Raw genomic sequence first — 18,762 nt, 5'->3', positions numbered from 1 at the left:
CGCGTGTCAACGAGATGCTAAGGACTTGCGCAGGGCGGGCCCGCCCGGACCGTCGGTCTGACCGTCGGGCCGGGTGCGGTCGGCGGCGTGCAGCAGAACCCGCAGCGTGGTCAGCACCGCGGCGGGCACGATGAACGCCGCCGCGGCCCCGGCCACGGTCAGCGCGGAGCCGCCGAGCAGGCCGGCGACGAGGGTGGCCACCGTGGTGCCGGCCATCGCCGCCCGGATCGCCGGATGCAGCCCGAAGAGCCGGTTCAGGCCACCCCACGGTGAGTACTGACAAAAAGCCAGCATGAGTACGCCGATGAGCGCCAGGACCGTCAGCGGGCTCGACAGCAGCGTCTCGCCGTTGGCCGCGGCGGCGCGCTGCATCGCCGGGCCACCGGTGCCGCCCGCCAGCTCGGTGAGGAACCGGCCGAGGCTGCCCTGCTCGAGCTCGGGCCGGCGCAGGTCCATGACCGCGAACCCGATGGTGACGGCGAGCCCGGCGACGGCCGACCAGGCGAACCGGGGGAACGTGAGCCAGCCGCCGGTGCTGATCGCCGCGGCCACGCACACCCCGGCGGTGACCGCGATCGCCCCGACCGCGTCGGCGCCGAGGTAGGGGCTGCCGACCATGACCACGCCGATGCCGCCGAGCAGCACCACGATGACCGGCCGCCACGTCCGGGTGACCCATTGGGCGAGCGAGCCGGCCAGCACGAGCAGGCCGGCCACGAAGACGCCGACCCCGACCCCGCCCACGCCGGCATACCGCGCGCCGGTGGTGGCCGAATAGCCGGCCACGCCGTTGAGCTGAAGCTGAGCGCCGGTGAGCAGGTCCAGGCCGACCACGACGGCCCCGATGGCGGCGATCGCGGCCATCGGCCACAGCGTGCGCCGGTAGCGCGGCGCGGCCCGCACCAGGGCCGTGCCGGCGATGATCAGCACGCCGGTGACCAGCCCGAAGGCCCAGGCCGGATGATCGCTGCGCCACCACGGCGACGCGTCCGCGAGCAGCGCGGCCGGCAGCGCCAGCGCGACCGCGATCAGCGCCAGCTCGAGGGCCGCCACGACCCGGCCGGACGGCAGGGCCGGCCCCTTGGGACCGCTGTGCCGGCGGGCCCGGACCATCACCGGCACGAGCAGCGCGAAGATCAGGAACTCGAGGATCGCCAGCACGGTGAAGAAGATCGAGGCGACGCCGCTCTGCGCGGTGGCCCGCCGGTCGGCGTTGTGATCGCCCTGCACGGCGTCGGCGACATTGTCGGGTTTGCCGGGCACGACGTTGGCGGCCCGCCCGGCGAACAGCTTGTCCGGCTGGGACTTGTCGAGGGCGGTGAGCACGGTCGGCGCCAGGTCGATCAGCTGCAGATAACCGTCGCGGCCGGTGCCGGCGGAGGTCAGCCAGCCGCCGTTCCAGCCCGGACCCTCGGCGATCGCGACGTGCAGCCGGGAGCCCTGGTCGGTGTCGGAGACGCCCGCGACCAGCAGCAGCGACCTCTCCGGCCGGGCCGCGACGACCCGGGCGAGGGTGGCGTCGGCCGCGGCGACGGCGGCCTTGCGGGCCGCTCCGGAGCCGCTGATGGTGCCGAGGTCGACGAAGCTGAGGATGCAGTCGGAGAGCAGCTTTTTCGGGTCGGCGGGCAGTTCGGCCTCGTACTGGTCGACCCGGCCGAACGGGCGGGCGGCCGCGATGGCCGCGCCGGAGCCGACCGCGACGGTGCAGCGCACCGATTCGGCGAGCGCGCCCGGGACCGCGCCGTACGGCAGCCGGTCCTGGTTGTCGCGGACGATGTTGCGCTGGTTGGTGATGTTGGCGCCGATCTCGTCCGGCTCGGTGATCTCGGGCGCGGGCGCCACGCACTGGCTCCCGCCCGCCCGCGGGTAGGCGGCGTAGTTGCCGGCCCCGAGAGTGACCCAGCCGTCGGCGGGACACGTGTTGCGGGCCGCTGAGCGCACCGACAGCCAGCCGATCGAGCCCTCGGTGGCCTCCCGCCACAGGGCCGGGGTCGTCTGCGGGTCGAGGTCGTCCCAGCGCAATCCGGCGGCACCGGCCATGATCACGTAGTCGACGGTCTGCTGTGGCGGGCCGGTGGCCGGTCGCAGGGTCAGACCGGTCAGGCTGGCCGCGACGGCTAGCAGGACCATGGCGTACGGGACCCAGGTCGCGGCCCGTTGCCCGGCCGGCGTGCCGAACGGCCGGACCCGGCGGAGACGGTCGAGCGCTTTCACCCGCGCGCCGTCACGTCGGCGTACGCGGCCCGGACGTCGTTCACGGTGTCGGCCTCGCTGGGCCAGGTGGCCGCCTGCCGCAGGCCACGCTCGCGGTAGTCGGCACGCATCGCCGGGTCGGCCAGCAACTCCCGGACGGCGTTGTCGAGGGCGTCCAGGTCGCCGGGCGGGATCAGCACGGCCGCGTCGTCGACCAGGCCGGGCACGCCGCCGACGGCGGTGGCGACCAGCGGCACGCCCGCGGTGAGCGCCTCCTGGGTGAACAGCTGCCGGGCCTCCCAGTCGCTGGTGACCACCGCGAGGTCGGCCCCGGCGAGCAGGTCGGGCACGTCCTTGCGGTGCCCGAGCAGGTAGAACGGAGCGTGCCGCTCGGAGGAACGCTGGGCGAGGGACATGTAGCTGGGCCCGGAGCCGGCCACCACGACGACCGGGGCCGGGTCGAGGTCGCGCCACCGGGCGGCCGCGTCGACCAGCAGGTCGTAGCGTTTCTGCGGGTGCAGCCGGCCGACGGTGAGGATCAGCGGCGTGTTCGGCTTGAGGCGGAACTCGGCCCGGACCGCGCTGCGGGTGCGCTTGGCCGGCCGGAGCGCCGGGGCGGCGACCGCGCCGAGGCGGGCGTTGCGGGCACCGACCGTCTTGGCCCGGGCCACCAGGTCGTCGGAGGCGCCGAGGGTGAGCGCGGCATTGCGCGCCACGATCCGCTCGACCAGCGCGGACGCCTGCCCGCGCAGGCCCCGGGCGAGGACGGCGTTGTGCCAGGTGACGATCAGCGGGACGCCCGGGCGGGCCAGGCCGGCGACGAAGCCGGCGCGCAGGCCGTGCGCGTGCACCACGTCGATCGGGCGGCCGGCCAGGGCGTTCTTGAGCTGCCGCACGGCGCCGGCGTCCGAGGCGCCGGGGTTGGCCGGGATCTCCACCGGCACGAAGGTGGCGCCGCCGGCGGTGAAGCCGAACAGCTCGTCGGTGGCCTCCGGGCCGCAGACCAGCACCTCGCAGCCGGCCGCGCGCAGGCCGCGGGCGAGCGACGCGACATGCTGCCCGATCCCGCCGGTGCTGGAGGCCAGCACCAGCGCCACCGAACCACGCCAGCCGTCGTCCTCGATCACGCCGTCCCCTTCCTCACGCATCAGCGCCGCCTTGGGAAGCCGGACCGCCGCCTTGGGAAGCCGGACCGCCGCCTTGGGAAGCCGGACCGCCGCCTTGGGAAGCCGGCCCGCCGCCTTGGGGAGCCGACCCGCCGCCTTGGGAAGCCGGCCCGCCGCCGCTCACGTTGGCCGGCCCATCCTCTCCCGCTCCGCGGCGGGCTGATCGGGCGCGCAGTGCGCGGATGCGACGGGTCACCGGAGCCAGGTCCTGGCGGGCCGTCGGGTAGACCACCGCGCCGAACACCGCCAGCACCACGAGGCCGCCGAGCACGCCCTGCACCAGGCTGCCGCCCAGGGTGGGTCGCGCGCCCACCAAGTGTCCGATTCCGGCCACCACACCCCAGCCGGCGAGGGCGGCGATTCCCGCGGCAACGATACCGACGGTGGTGGCCCGGCCGAGCCCGGCCAGCGCATCGCCGACCGCGTGCCGGCGGACCGCGAGGACGAGCAGCACCCCGAGCACGGTCATGCCGGCCGAGCTGGCCAGGCTGAGCCCCAGCACCGTCGCCCCGCCGCCGGCGCCGGCCGTGATCAGCGCGACCGCGGCGGCCACCAGCCAGCCGGCCGCCGTGGACGCGGCCGCCGCGACGGTGGCCCCGCGGGCGTAGAGGGCCCGCGACAGCAGCGCGAACAGCGCATAACCGAAGAGCCCCGGCGCGAATCCGGCAATGCCGGATTCGGCGGGCTGGGCGTCGATCAGGTAGGAGATCGGGCCGGCCAGGGCCGCCAGGGCGGCCGCGCCGAGCCCGGCGAGCAGGACCACGGTCCGCGCCGAGGCGGACAGCGACGCTCGATAGGTCTCCTCGTCCCCCCGGGCGGCCGCCGCCGACAGCGTCGGATAGACCGCGGTGGCCAACGGCACCGCGAGCACCGCCCAGGGCAGCAGGAACACGGTCTGGGCCGCGTTGTAGGCGGTGAGCGCGCCACTGACGGCAAGCGCGATCACGACGATCGTCATGATCTGCTGCGAGCCGACGGTCACCGCGCCGGCCCAGCCGAGCCGCACCGCCTGGCGCCCCTCGCCGCCGGGGAAGCGAAGCGCCGGCCGCAGGCGCAGGCGCAGTCTCCGCAGCGGGATAAGCAGGCACAGGGCGAGTACGACGACGCCGGCCGTGGTGCCCGCGGACAGTGTGAGCTCGCCGGTGCGGGTCAGTCCGCCGAAGTCGCTCTTGGCTCCGTCGACCGCCGCGTAGGTGAGGTAGGCGCCCATCACCGTGACGCTGGACAGCAGCGGCGCGATCACCGGCCAGGCGAAGCGGTGGTGGGCCTGCAGGACGCCGGTGAGCACGATGCCGATGCCGTAGAGCGGCAGTTGCGGCGCGAAGACCCGCAGCATGCTCGCCGCGGTCTCCTGGTGGTCGGCCGGCACCTTGGGCAGCAGTCCGGCGATCGGCCCGGCCAGCAGCCAGACCAGCAGCGCCAGCGGCACCATCAGCACGAGCACCCAGGTCAGCAGAGCCGACGAGACCGCCCCGACCCGCCGGGTGTCGCCGGCCGCCACGTGCCCGGCCAGCAGCGGCACCACCAGGCTCGCCAGCGCGCCCCCGGCGACCAGCTCGAAGACGATGTTCGGGATGGTGTTGGCGGCGTTGTAGATGTTCGCCAGGTCGTCGATGCCGACCGTGTGCAGGAAGACGAAGGTGCGAGCGAAACCGGCGATCCGAGCGAAGACCGTGAGACCGGTGATCAGCGCCGCGGCGCCGGCGATCCGGACAGTACCGATCTGGCTTGGGTCACGATTCGTCACGCGGTCGGCCGGCGGCCCAGTTCGTCGAGGCGGCGCAGCCACGGCGTGTCCTCGATGACCCGGGTGAAGCTGACCCGCTCGCTGGCGGCGGTGAGGCCGGCCAGCCCGGCGAGGGCGACGAATCGCCCGAACGTGCCGGTGCGGGCGGTCAGCGCGACGCCGAGCAGCGCGCCGAGCGAGTTCGCCCCGGCGTCGCCGAGCATGATCTCCTCGGCGAGGTCGTCGGGCAGCAGCGCGGCCGAGGCGCCGAGCGTGCCCGCGGCCACTCCCCCGCCACGGCCGAGAGCCAGCGGCGCACCGATCACGGCGCCGGCCTTGATCGCCCGCCCCGGCCGCAGGTCGAACAGGTTGACCGCGTTGGCCGCGCCGGCGATCACGCCCGCGCCCAGCAGCACGTCGGTGGTCCGCCCGAGGAAGCTGGTGCGGCGGCTGCCGATCAGCGCGGAGGCCGCGAGCCCGGCCGCGCCGACTCCGACGATCTTGAGGAGACCGCTGGTGACCTGCCCCTCGCGCAGCGCGCCGAGGTGCCCCGCGAAGCCCTTGACCGCCTTCTGCGCGGGCTGGTTGCCGACGATGTCGTCGTAGAGCCCGACCGCCCCGGAGACGAGCCCCGCGGTGAGCGCGGCCGCCGACGTGCGCGCGTTGGCCGCGCCCAGGGCAGCCCCGGCGGAGGCGCCGAGTGCGAGGGCGGGACCGCCGGCCAGCGTGACCGTGCGGCCGTGGAAGTTGGTGCGTTCCAGCATCGCCGATTTCGGGTCGCGCCGGATCCAGGCGAGCGCGCCGCGCGCGACGGACGCGCCGACGCCGAACGACCTGAGGACTCCTGTGGCCATGACCCGGAAGTCTAGAGACCCGCTACTAGCTCGCGGCCTTCGGCACCAGGGAGGAGGCGCCGGCGTTCAGGCCGTACTGACCGATCTTGCCCTGCACCAGCCGCTCGAAGGTGACCATCGCGGTCGCCACCTGGCCCTGCACGGTGCTCGCGTTGTCCACCGTGGAGATCTCCTTGACCAGCGTCGGGTCGCCCCGCACGGCCGAGATCAGGTTGCCGTCGCCGACGCCCAGCCCGGCCACCACCAGCGGCTTGACCTCGTGGAACTGGTTGGCCATGGTGACCTGCGACTGGCCCTTCTTGGCGGCGTCCTTGTCGGTGTAGGGCTCGCCCGAGACGATCACGGCACCGTCGGCGCCGCCGACCGCGCCCTTGTCGACCGTCAGATAACTGCCTTTGGTGTACGCCGTGAGCACCGCCGTCACATCGTTGACGCTCGGCTGGGTGCCGCTGGCGTGCTGCAGCAACGCCGAGGCCAGCTGCGCGCTCGCGGTCTCGACGGCGTCGCTGTTGAGCGGCAGCCCTTCCATCCCGATGGTCGGCTGCGACGACTGCCCGGCCAGGTCGAGCAGCTCGATGTTCATGTTCGGGTCGAAGAACTTGTCCTGCACCGTGACCTTGGCGGTGACCGTCGCGCCGGCCACCTTCAGCATCTGGATGACCCCGTCGGCGTAATCGTTCGTGCCGGGCATGGCGATCACCACGATCTTGCGGGTGGCGAGCTTGTCGGCCAGGTAGAACGGCGCGATCTCGGTGGCGAACTCCTGGTTGCGGTTGATCTCGTCGCGGTTCTGGTTGATCTGGTCGCGCTTGTTGCTGAGGTCCTTGTTGAGCGCGGTGATCTGGCTCTTGAGGTTGTCGGCCACCGGCCCGTTGAGCGCGGCGGTGCCCACGACCAGGCCGATGGCCAGAGCCAGGAAGACCGCGGTGAGCGACACCACGTGGTACCGGAAGTTGATCACGACAGAGCCCCGAAACTGCTAGAAGAGGTGGCCGAGCTGGAAGACCAGATTGTCCCACCACTCGGAAACCACCGTGAGGTACGCCTTGCCGACGGTCGACACGGCCACGGCCGACGCCATCGCGGCGATCGCGGACAGCACCAGCAGCAGCAGCGCCGAACCGGAGATGTTCTGCCGGTAGAGGCGGCTGACGCCCTTGGCGTCGACCAGCTTGCCACCGACCTTGAGCCGGGTGAGGAACGTCGAGGCCATGCCGCCGCGGCCCTTGTCGAGGAACTCGACCAGGTTGGCGTGGGTGCCGACCGCGACGATCAGGGTGGCGCCCTTCTCGTCGGCGAGCAGCATCGCCAGGTCTTCGCTGGTGGCGGCGGCCGGGAAGGTCAGGGCGGCGACGTCGAGCGAGTGCACCCGCTCGAGGCCGGGCGCCCGGCCGTCGGGGTAGGCGTGCACGACCACCTCGGCGCCGCAGCGCAGCACGTCGTCGGTCACCGAGTCCATGTCCCCGATGATCATGTCGGGGGTGTAGCCGTTCTCCACCAGTGCGTCGGCGCCGCCGTCGACCCCGATCAGGACCGGCTTGTACTCGTGGATGTACGGCCGAAGGACGTCGAGGTCGTCCTTGTAGTCGTAGCCGCGCACCACGATCAGCACGTGCCGGCCGGCGATCTTCGTCTGCACGTCGGGCACGCCGACGCCGTCGAGGAGCAGGTCGCGCTCCTGCTTCAGGTAATCCATGGTGTTCGCCGCGAACGCTTCGAGCTGCACCGACAGGCCCTCGCGGGCGTCGGCCATGGAGGCGGCCACGGTGTCGGAATCCTGTCGCACGCCGGAGGCGATCGGCTCGCCGGCCAGCAGCACGGTGTCGCCCTCGACGGTGACGAGGTCGCCCTCGTGCAGTCGCTCGAAGACCTCCTCGCCCAGATCGTCGACGAGCAGCACGCCGTTTTTGATCAGGACCTCGGGGCCGAGATTGGGATAGCGGCCGGAGATCGACGGTTTGGCGTTGAGCACGACCGCCACCCCGGCCGCGACGAGCGCGTCAGCCGCGACCCGGTCGATGTCGACGTGATCGATCACGGCGATATCGCCCGGGCGCAGGCGGCCGGTGAGCCGTTTCGTGCGCCGGTCGAGGCGGGCGGTGCCGGTGATCGCCTCAGGATCGAGGCTTCGGGCACGCCGGAGAGTGGGTAGTCGCATCCCGGTCATCCTGACACGACGGATCACCCGCCTAGCTCGCGACATGCGCAGCCTCACCCACAAATCGGGGCAAAGCGCCCCGCTAGTTCCCCCGCTGATCGAGCGATCAGCCCCGCTTCTCCCGACCGGCCACGGCCAGCAGCTCCTCCGCGTGCGCGATGCCCAGATCGGAATCGGGCAGGCCGGCCAGCATGCGGGAGAGCTCACGAGCGCGTTCGGTCTCTTCGACGATACGCACCCCGCTGGTGGTGATCGCGCCGCCGGTGTCCTTGGCGACCACCAGGTGCCGGTCGGCGAACGCGGCCACCTGCGGCAGGTGGGTGACGACGAGAACCTGGTGGGTGCGGGCCAGCCGGGCCAGCCGCTTGCCGATCTCGACCGCCGCGGTGCCGCCGACGCCGGAGTCGACCTCGTCGAACACCAGCGTCTCGGGGCCACCGGCGCCGGCGAAGACCACCTCGATGGCGAGCATGACCCGGGACAGCTCGCCGCCGGACGCGCCCTTCTGCAGCGGCAGCGACGGCGCGCCGGGGTGGGCGACCAGCCGGAGCTCGACCTCGTCGGCGCCGTCCGGCCCGACCGGCAGCTCGGCGCCGTCATGGGCAACGGTGGGCTCGTCCTTGCCGACCGAGCGCGGGATGACCGCGACCTCGACCCGGGCGTGCGGCATGGCCAGGCCGGCCAGCTCGACGCTGACCGCCTCGGAGAAGCGGACGGCCGCCTCGGCGCGGGCCGCGGTCAGCCGCGCGGCGAACTCACCGACCTGCGCGGCGAGCCGCTGACGCTCCCGGTCGAGCTCCTCGAGCAGCTCGTCCGAGGTGTCCAGGACGGCCAGCTTGGTGCGGGCCTCCTCGGCCCAGGCGATCACGCCGTCGACGTCGTCCGCGTATTTGCGGGTCAGGCCGCGCAGCTCGGCCCGCCGCTCGTAGATCTGCTCGAGGCGGGCCGGGTCGGCGTCGAGCGACATCAGGTAGGCCGACAGCTCGGCGGAGACGTCGCCGATCAGGGTGGCCGCCTCCTCCAGGCGGGCGGCCAGGTCGGCCAGCGACGGGTCGACCGACGCCTGCGCCTCCAGGGTGCGCCGGGCGGTGCCGAGCAGCTGGGTGGCGTCGGGCAGGTCGTCGGTGACCTCGGCCCCGCCGGCCAGGGCCTGCGCGGCGGTGGCGGCGGCGACGCGGAGACCCTCGGCGTGCTCGAGCCGCTGCACCTCGGCGCGCAGCTCCTCCTCCTCGCCGGGCTGCGGGTCGACCCGGGTGATCTCGTCGAGGCCGAGCTTGAGCAGGTCGGCCTCCTGCGAGCGGGCACGCGCGTTGCGGCGGCGATCGGCCAGGTCTTCGACCACGGCGCGCCAGCGGGTGAACGCCTCGCGGTAGGTGTCGAGGAGTTTCTCGTGCTCGGGGCCGGCGAACCGGTCGAGCGAGGCGCGCTGCTCGGACGGGCGCAGCAGGCGCAACTGGTCGGACTGGCCGTGCACGGCCAGGACCTGATCGCCCACCTCGGACAGCATCGCGACCGGCATGCTGCGGCCGCCGACGTGCGCCCGGGACCGGCCCTCGATGGTGACGGTGCGGCTGAGCAGCACCGAGCCGTCCTCGTCGACCTCGGCGCCGGCCTCGGTGATGCGCTGCAGCACCGCGTCGGCGAGTGGCCCGGCCATCCGCAGCCGGCCCTCGACGATGGCACGGCCGGGGTCGGCACGCACCCGGCCGGCATCGGCCCGGCCACCGAACAGCAGACCGAGGCCGGTCACGACCATGGTCTTGCCCGCACCGGTCTCACCGGTGATGACATTCATGCCCGACGTCAGCTTCAGCGTCGTGTCATCGATGACGCCGAGCCCGGTGATCCGCAACTCCTCCAGCACAGGGCAGACAGTAGTGGTGCCCACCGACAATTGCCCAACGCGTTCACCTTCGGTTGCCGCGCCAACCTTCGACCGGCAGAGCGAACTTGGCCACCAGCACGTCGGTGAACGGTTTCGGCGCCAGTCGCACCAGGCGGACCGGGAGCTGGCCGCGCTCCACCGTGACCTTCGCGCCGGGCGGAAGATCCCAGGTGCGGCGGCCGTCGCAGCACAGCACCGCGAACGAGGTGTACGGGTCGACGGTCACCACGAACGACGAGGTCGGCGCGGTGACCAGCGGCCGGGAGAACAGCGCGTGCGCGCTGATCGGCACGAGCAGCAGCGCCTCCACCTCGGGCCACACCACCGGGCCGCCGGCCGAGAACGCGTACGCCGTCGAGCCGGTCGGAGTCGCGCAGACCACGCCGTCACAGCCGTACCGGGCCAGCGGCCGGCCGTCCACGTCGACCAGCAGCTCGAGCATCTGCGCCCGCTGCCCCTTCTCGACGCTGACCTCGTTGAGCGCCCACGAGTCGGCGATCAGCCGGCCGTCGTACTCGGCGCGGACGTCCAGCGTGAGCCGTTCGTCCACCTTGTACGTGCCGGCCACGATCTCCTGCACGGCCTGGTCGATGTCGGCGACCTCGGCCTCGGCGAGGAAGCCCACGTGGCCCAGGTTGATGCCGAGCAGCGGCGCCTTCACCGGCCGGGCCAGCTCGGCCGCCCGCAGGAACGTGCCGTCACCGCCGAGCGCGAGCACGATCTCCACGCCCTCGGCCGCGGACAGGCCGCTGACCGGCGTCACCTCCGGCGGCAGGTCGAGGTCGGCGACCTCCTCGGACACCACCCGCACCTCGAAGCCGGCGGCGAGCAGGTCGCGGACCACGGTCTGGGCGTGTTGGGTGCTCTGCCGGCGCCCGGTGTGCGTTACCAGCAAGGCCGAGCGCATCATTCAACCTCCAATGGGGGCATCCGGCGCAGAAACTACCGCCCCGGACGGCCCGGCCGCGACCACTCGCTCGATCTCCGCACGATCGGCGGAAGGCGCGTCCCGGCGGAACCAGACGAAGAACTCGACGTTGCCGCTCGGCCCCGGCAACGGTGAAGCGGTCACCCCGGCCACACCCAGGCCCAGCTCAGCGGCGGTGGCGGCGACGTCCATCACGGCCTCGGCGCGCAACTGCCAGTCGCGCACCACCCCACCCGTGCCGACCCGTTCCTTACCCACCTCGAACTGCGGTTTCACCATCAGCGCGAGGTCGCCGTCACCGGCCGTGCAGGCGGTGAGCGCCGGCAGCACCAGGCGCAGCGAGATGAACGAGAGATCCGCCACAGTCAGGTCGACCGGGCCGCCGATCATGTCCGGCGTGAGGGTTCGCACGTTGGTGCGCTCCAGCACGACGACCCGCTCGTCGGTGCGGATCGGCCAGGCCAACTGCCCGTAACCGACGTCCACCGCGACCACCTGGGCCACCCCGGCCCGCAGCAGCACGTCGGTGAAGCCGCCGGTGGAGGCGCCCGCGTCGAGGCAGCGCCGCCCCGCGACGGCCAGCCCGCGCGGGCCGAACGCGGCGAGCGCCCCGGCCAGCTTGTGCCCGCCGCGGGAGACGTACTCGGTTGCCGGGTCCTCGCCGGTGACCAGCACCGGGTCGGCCGGGTCGACCATGGCGGCCACCTTGCGGGCCACCGTGCCATGCACCTGCACCCGGCCGGCCTCCACCAGGGCGGCGGCCTGTTCCCGGGAGCGGGCCAGCTTGCGACGCACCAGTTCGGCGTCGAGTCGAACTCGCCGGGCCATCAGCCCTCGATGCTCGACAGGGTTTCCTGCAGCACCTGGTGCGCGGCCTCGTAGGCGGCGATCTGCTCACCGGGCGCCAGCTGGGCGGCGTTGGCGAGCGAGCGCAGCACGGCGTCGACGGCCGGATGCCCGGTCTCCTCGACGATCCGCGGCTCGGCGGGGGCGGTGCTCTCGGCGTACGGCTGCGGGTTGTGGACCGGAGCCGGAGCCGGCGGACCCGGCCGGAAGCCACCGGGGGGTGGGCCGGGCCGGAAGCCTCCGGGGCGCGGGCCCGGCTGCGGTGGGTGCGGGAAGGTCATGACCTCATGCCTCCGGGTTGTTCGGAGCGGCCTTCTTGGCCGCCTTCTTCGCGGGCGCCGACGTGACCGCCGCCGACTTCGCGGGCGCGGCCTTAGTGGGCGCGGACTTGGTGGGCGCGGACTTGGTGGGCGCGGACTTGGTGGGCGCGGACTTGGTGGGCGCGGACTTGGTGGGCGCGGACTTCTTCGCCGGCGCTGACGCGGTCGTCGCGACCTTCTTGGCCGGCGCCTTCTTCGCGACGGCCTTGGCCGGCGGCGCGGCGGCGGCCGACGACTGCGTGGGGGCCGGGTCGACCGGAGAAGCCTCGGCCGGCTCGGTCGGGAAGGAGGGCACGCTCCGCGCGGCCGGCATGCTCGGCGAGACCGGCGGAAGCTCGACCGCTTCCGCGGCCTCCTTCACCGCGGCCACCGGCGACTCGGCCAGACCGGGCGCGTTCTTGACGGCCTTCTTGGCGACGGTCTTCTTCGCCACCTTCTTGACCGGAACCGGCTTGGTGGGGGCGGCCGGTATGTTCGCCGCCGGGGTGGCCGGCGTCGTCCCCGCCGACGGCATCGCGTTCGGCGTGGCCTTCACGGCCTTCTTCGCCACCGTTTTCTTGGCCACCTTGCGCGGCAGCGGCGCGGGCTGTTCCAGCCGGGCGCCGGCCGGCTCGGCCTGCGCCGCGACCTTGGCCTGCGCGGTGCGAAGCTCGGTTTCCAGATCGCGGACGCGGGTGGTCAGCTCGGTGACCTCCTCGGCCGTGGCCAGGCCGACGACGCCGAGCGCCCGGTCGACCTCGTAACGCACGATGTTGGTCAGCGCCTCGCGGTTGGCCATCCCGGCCGACATCAGGTCCTCGACCAGGCCCTGCAACTGCCCCGCCGTGGCCCCGCCCCGGTTGACCAGGTCACCCACCGCTTTCTGGGCGCGCTTGCGCGGCGCCTCGGTCAACCCGAGCGCCATCTCCAGATACGCCCGCCATGCGTCCGGCATGATCCCTCCCAGTCTTCAGCGGCCTCACGTCGGGTGCCACGCTACCGGGCGGTTCGAACACCTACTGAGGTACGGTGCGGTACGGCGGGCGGTGTCGCGAGGAAAGGTTGGCGGATGGCCAGCGTGGACGAATGTCGGCAGGCGTTGCATGACCTGGCGGCGAAGCTCGATCGCAACGCCGAGGCGCGCGGCAAACTCGATCTCGACCGCACCCTCGCGTGCCGCGTCACCGACCTGGGCACGGCCTTCCACGCCCGGCTCAGCGACGGCCGGCTGGCCGACATCGCCGACGGCGACGACCCGAAAGCCAAGATCGCGCTGACCGCCGCGAGCGACGACCTAGTCGCCCTGCTCACCGGAAACCTCGACGTGACCAGAGCGATCGCGTCCCGCCAGATCTCGGTGAAGGCGAACCCGTTCGACCTACTGAAACTGCGGAAGCTCCTTTAGCGCGAGCCGGTGAGGCGGTCGAGGCCGGCCAGCACGTGGTCGGCGGCCTCGGTGGCCTCGGTGAGCTGCTCGGTGACCTCGGTGAGCACCCGCGCCTGCTCCTCCACCGCCTGCGCGATGGTGAGCTGCACCTGGTGGATCTCGCCGACCGCGTCCGAAGTCGTGCCGAACGTCTGCGCCACGTCGTCGGTCTCCGCCACGATCGCCGAGATCACCTGGTTGACCCGCTCGACCGAGGTGGCGGTCTCCCGGGCCAGATCCTTGACCTCACCGGCCACCACCGCGAAGCCCTTGCCGATCTCACCGGCCCGGGCGGCCTCGATGGTGGCGTTGAGCGCGAGCAGATTGGTCTGGTCGGCGAGCGACGCGATCAGCGCGTTCACGGCGGCGATCTCGGCCACCGAGCGTTCCAGCGCCCGCACCTTCTCGCCGGCCGAGGTGGCCGACTGCATGCCGTCGGCCGCGGTGCTGGCCGCCGCACCGGACCGTTCAGCGATGTCGCGCACCGACCCGGTCAGTTCGCCGAGCTTGCGGTCGACCGCGGCGACGGCGCGGATCGCGGCGTGCGCCTCGGAGCTGATCGCCTGCACCTCGCCGGTGATCCGGCGGGCCGCCTCGGCCGCGTCGTCGGAGCGTTGTTGAAGATCGGCGGCTGCCTGGTCGCGGGCCGTCCGCTCGGCCACCTCGATATCCCGGCGGGTCTGGTCGGCCTGCGCGGCGAGCAGGTCGTTCTCCCGCTCGGCGACCTCCGCGAAATGCCAGAAGATCACGATGCCGACGACCTCGAGGCTGGCCAGCCCGGCGTGCAGCGCGACCAGCCCGAGCGCTGCGGCGAGACTCATGTGGTGCATGCCGAACACCCGTTCCGGGGCGATCAGGCCCAGCACGGCGTGATGCAGGACGACCACGACCACCGAGGTGATCAGCGGAGACCACTGCTGGTACAGCGCCACGAAGATCAGAATCGCGTAGAGGTGGATGTGCGCCGACATGTTGCCGCCGGACAGCTCGATCGCCACGAACGTGCACGAGATGAGACCGACGCTCACCAGCGTGGACCGGGCGGTCGTGGTCGGGAGCAACCGGCTTGCCGCGGCGACCGCCGCGATGCCTAGCGGCAACAGGATCGCCTCGGCCGTCGGCCGCGGCCCGAGGATGCCGAGCAGCAGGAACGCGGGCACGTGCAGCCACAGCAACCCGACCATGATCCGATGGCGGGCCTGCCAGGAAGCTGCGGACAGGCGCGCACCGCGAGGCAGATTGTCGAAAGCACCCGGCATACCTAGATCATCGGTTCAATACCGGGCGACCGCTCCAACTCCGGAAAACCTAAAAGCCCCACTTTTTCAGCAGATCGGCGGCCGCCGGCGAGGCTGCCTCAATTGCCTCCGGGTGTACGCCGTCCCAGGTAACCCCGCACAGCAGCCGCAGCGCCGTCACCGGATCGCCCGATCCGGACAGCTTCGACCCGTCCAGCCGCCAGCCGCCCGCTTCCTCCGCGCGCAGTGGCAACCGGGCCTCGTCGGCCGGCCGGAACAGCCCGCTCAGGTCGGCCGACACGTACGTCGGCCGGCGCTCCGGCGGAGCGGCCAGCAGCTCGGCCGGGCCGCTCACGCCGGTGAGAACCAGCAGGCTGTCCATGCCGGCGCCGACCGCGCCCTGGATGTCGGTGTCCATCCGGTCGCCGACGGCCAGCGGCCGCTGCGCGCCGGACAGCGACGCCGCCGTGGTGAACAGGCCCGGCTCCGGCTTGCCGACAACCACGTCCGGTTCCCGGTCGAGCGCCGTGCGCAGCACCGCGACCAGCGAGCCGTTGCCCGGCAGCGGACCGCGCGGGCTGGGCAGGGTGCGGTCGGTGTTGGTGGCCACCCAGACGGCGCCGGCCCGCACCGACAGCGCGGCCTCGGCGAGGATCTGCCAGCCCACCTCGGGGCCGTAGCCCTGCACGACCGCGACCGGCTTCTCCTCGAGCGTGGAGACCGGGGTCAGGCCGGCGTCGCGCACCTCGGCGCGCAACGCCTCGGCCCCGACCACCAGCACCGGCGAACCGGCCGGGAAGCGCTGGGCGAGGACGGCCGCCGCGGCGCCGGCCGAGTTGAGCACCTCGCCCTTGTCGGCCGAGACACCCATGCCGTTGAGCAGGTCGGCGACGTCGGCCGCGCGACGCGACGCGTTGTTGGTCGCGTACGCCACCGCCGTGCCCGCCCCGCGCAGCCGCTCGACCGCTTCGGCCGCGCCGGGGATCGGCTTGTCGATGAGGTAGACGACCCCGTCCAGGTCAAAGATGACCAGGTCGTAGTCGCCGACCAGCTCGTCACTCACTCCTGGGGCCGCTTTCCGGCCTCGGCGACGAACTCGTCCCCGGCGGCCTTGTCGTCGTCCTCGTCATCCTCGTCGTCGGCGTCGGCCTTCGTCTCGGCGATGCGGTCCGCCGGGAGGTCGTCCTCGTCCTCGTCGTCGTCGGCGTCGGCGTCGGCCTTCGTCTCGGCGATGCGGTCCGCCGGGAGGTCGTCCTCGTCCTCGTCGTCATCGGCCGGCAGGCCGTCGGCGCGGTCGGTCGGCGCGTCGTCGAGGTCCTCGTCGTCCTCGAACTCGTCGTCGTCGTCCTCATCGTCGAGGTCGTCGTCCCCGGCCTCGTCGTCGCCGGCTTCGGCGCTGACCGGGTCGGTGTTGACGTCGGTGTCGGCGGCCTCGGACTCTTCTTCGTCCTCGTCCTCCTCGTCGTCACCCTCGATCGAGATGCCGTCGAGCTCGAGCAGCCGCTCGGTCGCATCGGTGAGCTGGTCCTCGTCGACGGCCGCGGCCCGGGAGAACCACTCGCGTGCTTCCTCGCGCCGGTCGGCGGCGAGCAGCGCGTCGGCGTAGGCGTAACGCAGCCGCGCCGCCCAGTTCGCGTCCTCGTCGGCGGTCAGCTCGCGCACCTGCAGCATCGCCACAGCCGCGTCGTGCTGGCCGAGGTCGCCCCGGGCGCCGGCCGCCACGATGAGCAGCTCGATCGCGCCCTCTTTCTCGAGGTTCTCGATGTCGGCGCCACGGTAGAGATCAATCGCCCGTTCCGGGCGACCCAGCGCCCGCTCACTGTCGGCGATCTCGGCCAGGTGGGTCTGGCGTCCGCTCATCCGGTGGTACGTCCGGAGCTCAGCGATCGCGGTCGTCCAGTCGCCGGCGGCGTACGCGGCCAGGCCGACCGCCTCGCGCACCACGGCGATCCGGGACGCGATCCGCCGCGCCGCGATCGCGTGCTGCAGCGCCAGCTCGGAGTCCTCGTCGATGATCTGGCCGGCCGCCACGAGGTGCCGGGCGACCTGGTCGGCGGTGTCCCGCGCCAGCGACAGCAGCTCGGCGCGCACCTCCTTGTCGAGGTCGGTGGCGACGATCTCCTCGGGGATCTCCGGCGCCTTGAACGGAGCCGGCTGGTCCTCGTCGCCGACCGGCTCGGCCCGGACGTCCTCGCGGTCCCGGTCAGCCCGGAAGCCGCCCCGGTCCTGTTCGCTGCGGAAGCCGCCCCGGTCACGGTCGCCACCACGGAAGCCTCCGCGGTCGCCGCCACCCTGGTAGCCCGGGCGGTCGCCCTGCGGACGGTCACCGCCACGGAAGCCGCCCCGGTCGCCGCCACCCTGGTATCCACCACGGTCGCCCGACGGACGGTCACGGAAGGCGCCGCGGTCACGCTCGCCACCGCGGAAGCCGCCGCGGTCACCCTGGGGCCGGTCACCCTGCGGCCGGTCACCCTGGGGCCGGTCGCCACCGCGGTAACCACCACGGTCGCCGCCACCCTGGTAGCCCGGGCGGTCGCCCTGCGGACGGTCACCGCCACGGAAGCCGCCCCGGTCACCGCCCTGGAAGCTGCTGCGCGGCCCGCTCTGCTCGCGGTCGCCGCCACGGAACCCACCCCGGTCGCCCTGGGGCCGATCCCGGAACCCGCCGCGGTCGCCCTGCGGCCGGTCGCCACCGCGGTAACCACCACGGTCGCCACCACCCTGGTAACCACCACGGTCGCCCTGCGGACGGTCCCCACCACGGAAGCCGCCCCGGTCGCCGCCGCCCTGGTAGCCACCACGGTCACGGTCGCCACCACGGAATCCCCCGCGGTCGCCACCACCCTGGTAGCCGGGACGGTCGCCCTGCGGACGGTCGCCGCCACGGAACCCGCCGCGGTCACCCTGCGGCCGGTCGCCACCGCGGTAACCACCACGGTCGCCGCCACCCTGGTACCCGGGACGGTCGCCCTGCGGACGGTCCCCACCGCGGTAACCACCACGGTCGCCGCCACCCTGGTACCCGGGACGGTCGCCCTGCGGACGGTCCCCACCACGGAACCCGCCACGGTCGCCCGACGGTCGGCCCTGGTAACCACCACGGTCGCCCTGCGGACGGTCACCACCGCGGTAACCACCACGGTCGCCACCACCCTGGTACCCGGGACGGTCGCCCTGCGGACGGTCCCCACCACGGAACCCGCCGCGGTCGCCGCCACCCTGGGAACCACCACGGTCACCCGACGGCCGGCCCTGGTAACCACCGCTGCCGCCCTGCGGACGGTCGCCACCGCGGAAACCGCCACGGTCGGTCTGCGGACGGTCTACGCCACGGAAGCCGCCCCGGTCGGTCTGCGGGCGGTCGCCGCGGTAACCACCGCGATCGCCACCGCCCTGGTAGCCGCCGCGGTCGCCCTGCGGGCGGTCACCGCCACGGAAGCCGCCCCGGTCGCCGCCACCCTGGGAACCACCACGGTCACCCGACGGCCGGCCCTGGTAACCACCGCTGCCGCCCTGCGGGCGATCGCCGCCGCGGAACCCGCCCCGGTCACCCTGCGGCCGGTCGCCACCGCGGTAACCGCCGCCCTGGGAACCGCCACGGTCACTCGACGGCCGACCCTGGTAACCACCACGGTCGCCGCCGCGGAAGCCGCCGGTGCGGCCGGCCGGCCGGTCACCGCCGGACGAACTGCCCCGATCCCGGTCGCCGCGGTAGCCGCCGCGATCTCCGGACGCCGGGGCGCCACGATCCGAGTCGCCGTCCCGCCCACGGCCGGCGCGGCGCTCATCGTCGCGGTCGCGGGAGCCGCCGTCGTGCGGTCCAGTAGTCACGGATCATTCCTTCCAGTTCGGCGGCCCAGACATGGCGGGCTTCGCCTCGACACAAAGTTACTCGGGGGGACATACGAAAACGCAGACGAGGGCCAACCCCGACCGGGGTGGCCCTCGTCTGTCACGTTGAGTCCGGCGGCGTCCTACTCTCCCACACCCTCCCGAGTGCAGTACCATCGGCGCTGGAGGGCTTAGCTTCCGGGTTCGGAATG

The 18,762-nt window shown here is 73.3% G+C and carries 15 protein-coding genes, 1 rRNA gene and 1 pseudogene; 2 read left to right on the top strand and 15 right to left on the bottom strand.

Annotation, left to right across the window (positions count from 1 at the left end; all coding sequences use genetic code 11):
* Positions 1 to 6 precede the first annotated feature (6 nt).
* The 10 genes from AB0E90_RS47555 to AB0E90_RS47510 form a co-directional block, all read right to left on the bottom strand.
* Complete coding sequence (locus AB0E90_RS47555) at positions 7 to 2,214, bottom strand: hypothetical protein (protein ID WP_360419637.1); 2,208 nt, start codon at positions 2,212 to 2,214, stop codon at positions 7 to 9.
* Positions 2,211 to 3,341, bottom strand: a complete 1,131-nt coding sequence (locus tag AB0E90_RS47550; protein WP_360419635.1) for a glycosyltransferase family 4 protein — start codon at positions 3,339 to 3,341, stop codon at positions 2,211 to 2,213. Before AB0E90_RS47550 ends, AB0E90_RS47555 begins: the two co-directional genes overlap by 4 nt.
* Positions 3,334 to 5,106 (bottom strand): lipid II flippase MurJ, encoded by a 1,773-nt coding sequence (locus tag AB0E90_RS47545; protein ID WP_360419633.1) that lies wholly within the window; start codon positions 5,104 to 5,106, stop codon positions 3,334 to 3,336. The genes AB0E90_RS47550 and AB0E90_RS47545 overlap by 8 nt, the downstream gene beginning before the upstream one ends.
* Complete coding sequence (locus AB0E90_RS47540; protein WP_360419631.1) at positions 5,103 to 5,939, bottom strand: hypothetical protein; 837 nt, start codon at positions 5,937 to 5,939, stop codon at positions 5,103 to 5,105. The genes AB0E90_RS47545 and AB0E90_RS47540 overlap by 4 nt, the downstream gene beginning before the upstream one ends.
* Positions 5,940 to 5,964: 25 nt before the next feature.
* Positions 5,965 to 6,900, bottom strand: a complete 936-nt coding sequence (locus AB0E90_RS47535) for a copper transporter (protein ID WP_360419628.1) — start codon at positions 6,898 to 6,900, stop codon at positions 5,965 to 5,967.
* A gap of 18 nt (positions 6,901 to 6,918) precedes the next feature.
* On the bottom strand, positions 6,919 to 8,097 hold the full coding sequence (gene steA / locus AB0E90_RS47530; protein WP_360419626.1) for a putative cytokinetic ring protein SteA: 1,179 nt from the start codon (positions 8,095 to 8,097) through the stop codon (positions 6,919 to 6,921).
* 106 nt (positions 8,098 to 8,203) lie between these two features.
* Positions 8,204 to 9,961 (bottom strand): DNA repair protein RecN, encoded by a 1,758-nt coding sequence (recN, locus tag AB0E90_RS47525; RefSeq protein WP_360419624.1) that lies wholly within the window; start codon positions 9,959 to 9,961, stop codon positions 8,204 to 8,206.
* A 43-nt stretch (positions 9,962 to 10,004) separates the two neighbouring features.
* Positions 10,005 to 10,892, bottom strand: coding sequence for an NAD kinase (locus AB0E90_RS47520; RefSeq protein ID WP_360419622.1), 888 nt, complete (start codon positions 10,890 to 10,892; stop codon positions 10,005 to 10,007).
* Complete coding sequence (locus AB0E90_RS47515) at positions 10,893 to 11,738, bottom strand: TlyA family RNA methyltransferase (RefSeq protein ID WP_360419619.1); 846 nt, start codon at positions 11,736 to 11,738, stop codon at positions 10,893 to 10,895. It abuts the gene before it with no gap.
* Complete coding sequence (locus AB0E90_RS47510) at positions 11,738 to 12,037, bottom strand: hypothetical protein (protein WP_360419616.1); 300 nt, start codon at positions 12,035 to 12,037, stop codon at positions 11,738 to 11,740. Before AB0E90_RS47510 ends, AB0E90_RS47515 begins: the two co-directional genes overlap by 1 nt.
* A 62-nt stretch (positions 12,038 to 12,099) precedes the next feature.
* Between AB0E90_RS47510 and AB0E90_RS47505 the strand changes: the two genes are divergently transcribed.
* On the top strand, positions 12,100 to 12,819 hold the full coding sequence (locus tag AB0E90_RS47505; protein WP_360419720.1) for a pentapeptide repeat-containing protein: 720 nt from the start codon (positions 12,100 to 12,102) through the stop codon (positions 12,817 to 12,819).
* On the opposite strand, the pseudogene AB0E90_RS47500 reads toward AB0E90_RS47505, so the two are convergent.
* Positions 12,720 to 13,010, bottom strand: a pseudogene (locus AB0E90_RS47500) (hypothetical protein); the annotation flags it as partial. The gene AB0E90_RS47505 and the pseudogene AB0E90_RS47500 overlap by 100 nt on opposite strands.
* Positions 13,011 to 13,124: 114 nt before the next feature.
* Between AB0E90_RS47500 and AB0E90_RS47495 the strand changes: the two are divergent.
* Positions 13,125 to 13,460, top strand: a complete 336-nt coding sequence (locus tag AB0E90_RS47495) for an SCP2 sterol-binding domain-containing protein (protein WP_360419613.1) — start codon at positions 13,125 to 13,127, stop codon at positions 13,458 to 13,460.
* Here AB0E90_RS47495 and AB0E90_RS47490 read toward each other — a convergent pair.
* The 4 genes from AB0E90_RS47490 to rrf form a co-directional block, all read right to left on the bottom strand.
* A complete protein-coding gene (locus AB0E90_RS47490) occupies positions 13,457 to 14,740 on the bottom strand; it encodes a methyl-accepting chemotaxis protein (protein WP_360419611.1) in 1,284 nt (427 codons plus the stop codon). The two genes, AB0E90_RS47495 and AB0E90_RS47490, sit on opposite strands and share 4 nt — an antisense overlap.
* 49 nt (positions 14,741 to 14,789) lie before the next feature.
* Positions 14,790 to 15,782 (bottom strand): HAD-IIA family hydrolase, encoded by a 993-nt coding sequence (locus AB0E90_RS47485; protein ID WP_360419608.1) that lies wholly within the window; start codon positions 15,780 to 15,782, stop codon positions 14,790 to 14,792.
* Positions 15,779 to 16,795, bottom strand: coding sequence for a Replicase polyprotein 1ab (locus AB0E90_RS47480; protein ID WP_360419718.1), 1,017 nt, complete (start codon positions 16,793 to 16,795; stop codon positions 15,779 to 15,781). The genes AB0E90_RS47485 and AB0E90_RS47480 overlap by 4 nt, the downstream gene beginning before the upstream one ends.
* A gap of 1,885 nt (positions 16,796 to 18,680) precedes the next feature.
* Positions 18,681 to 18,762 (bottom strand): 5S ribosomal RNA (gene rrf / locus AB0E90_RS47475); the annotation flags it as partial.

Source organism: Actinoplanes sp. NPDC026619 (assembly GCF_040638295.1).
GTDB lineage: Bacteria > Actinomycetota > Actinomycetes > Mycobacteriales > Micromonosporaceae > Actinoplanes.
This window is presented reverse-complemented; position numbering and strand designations above follow the sequence as displayed.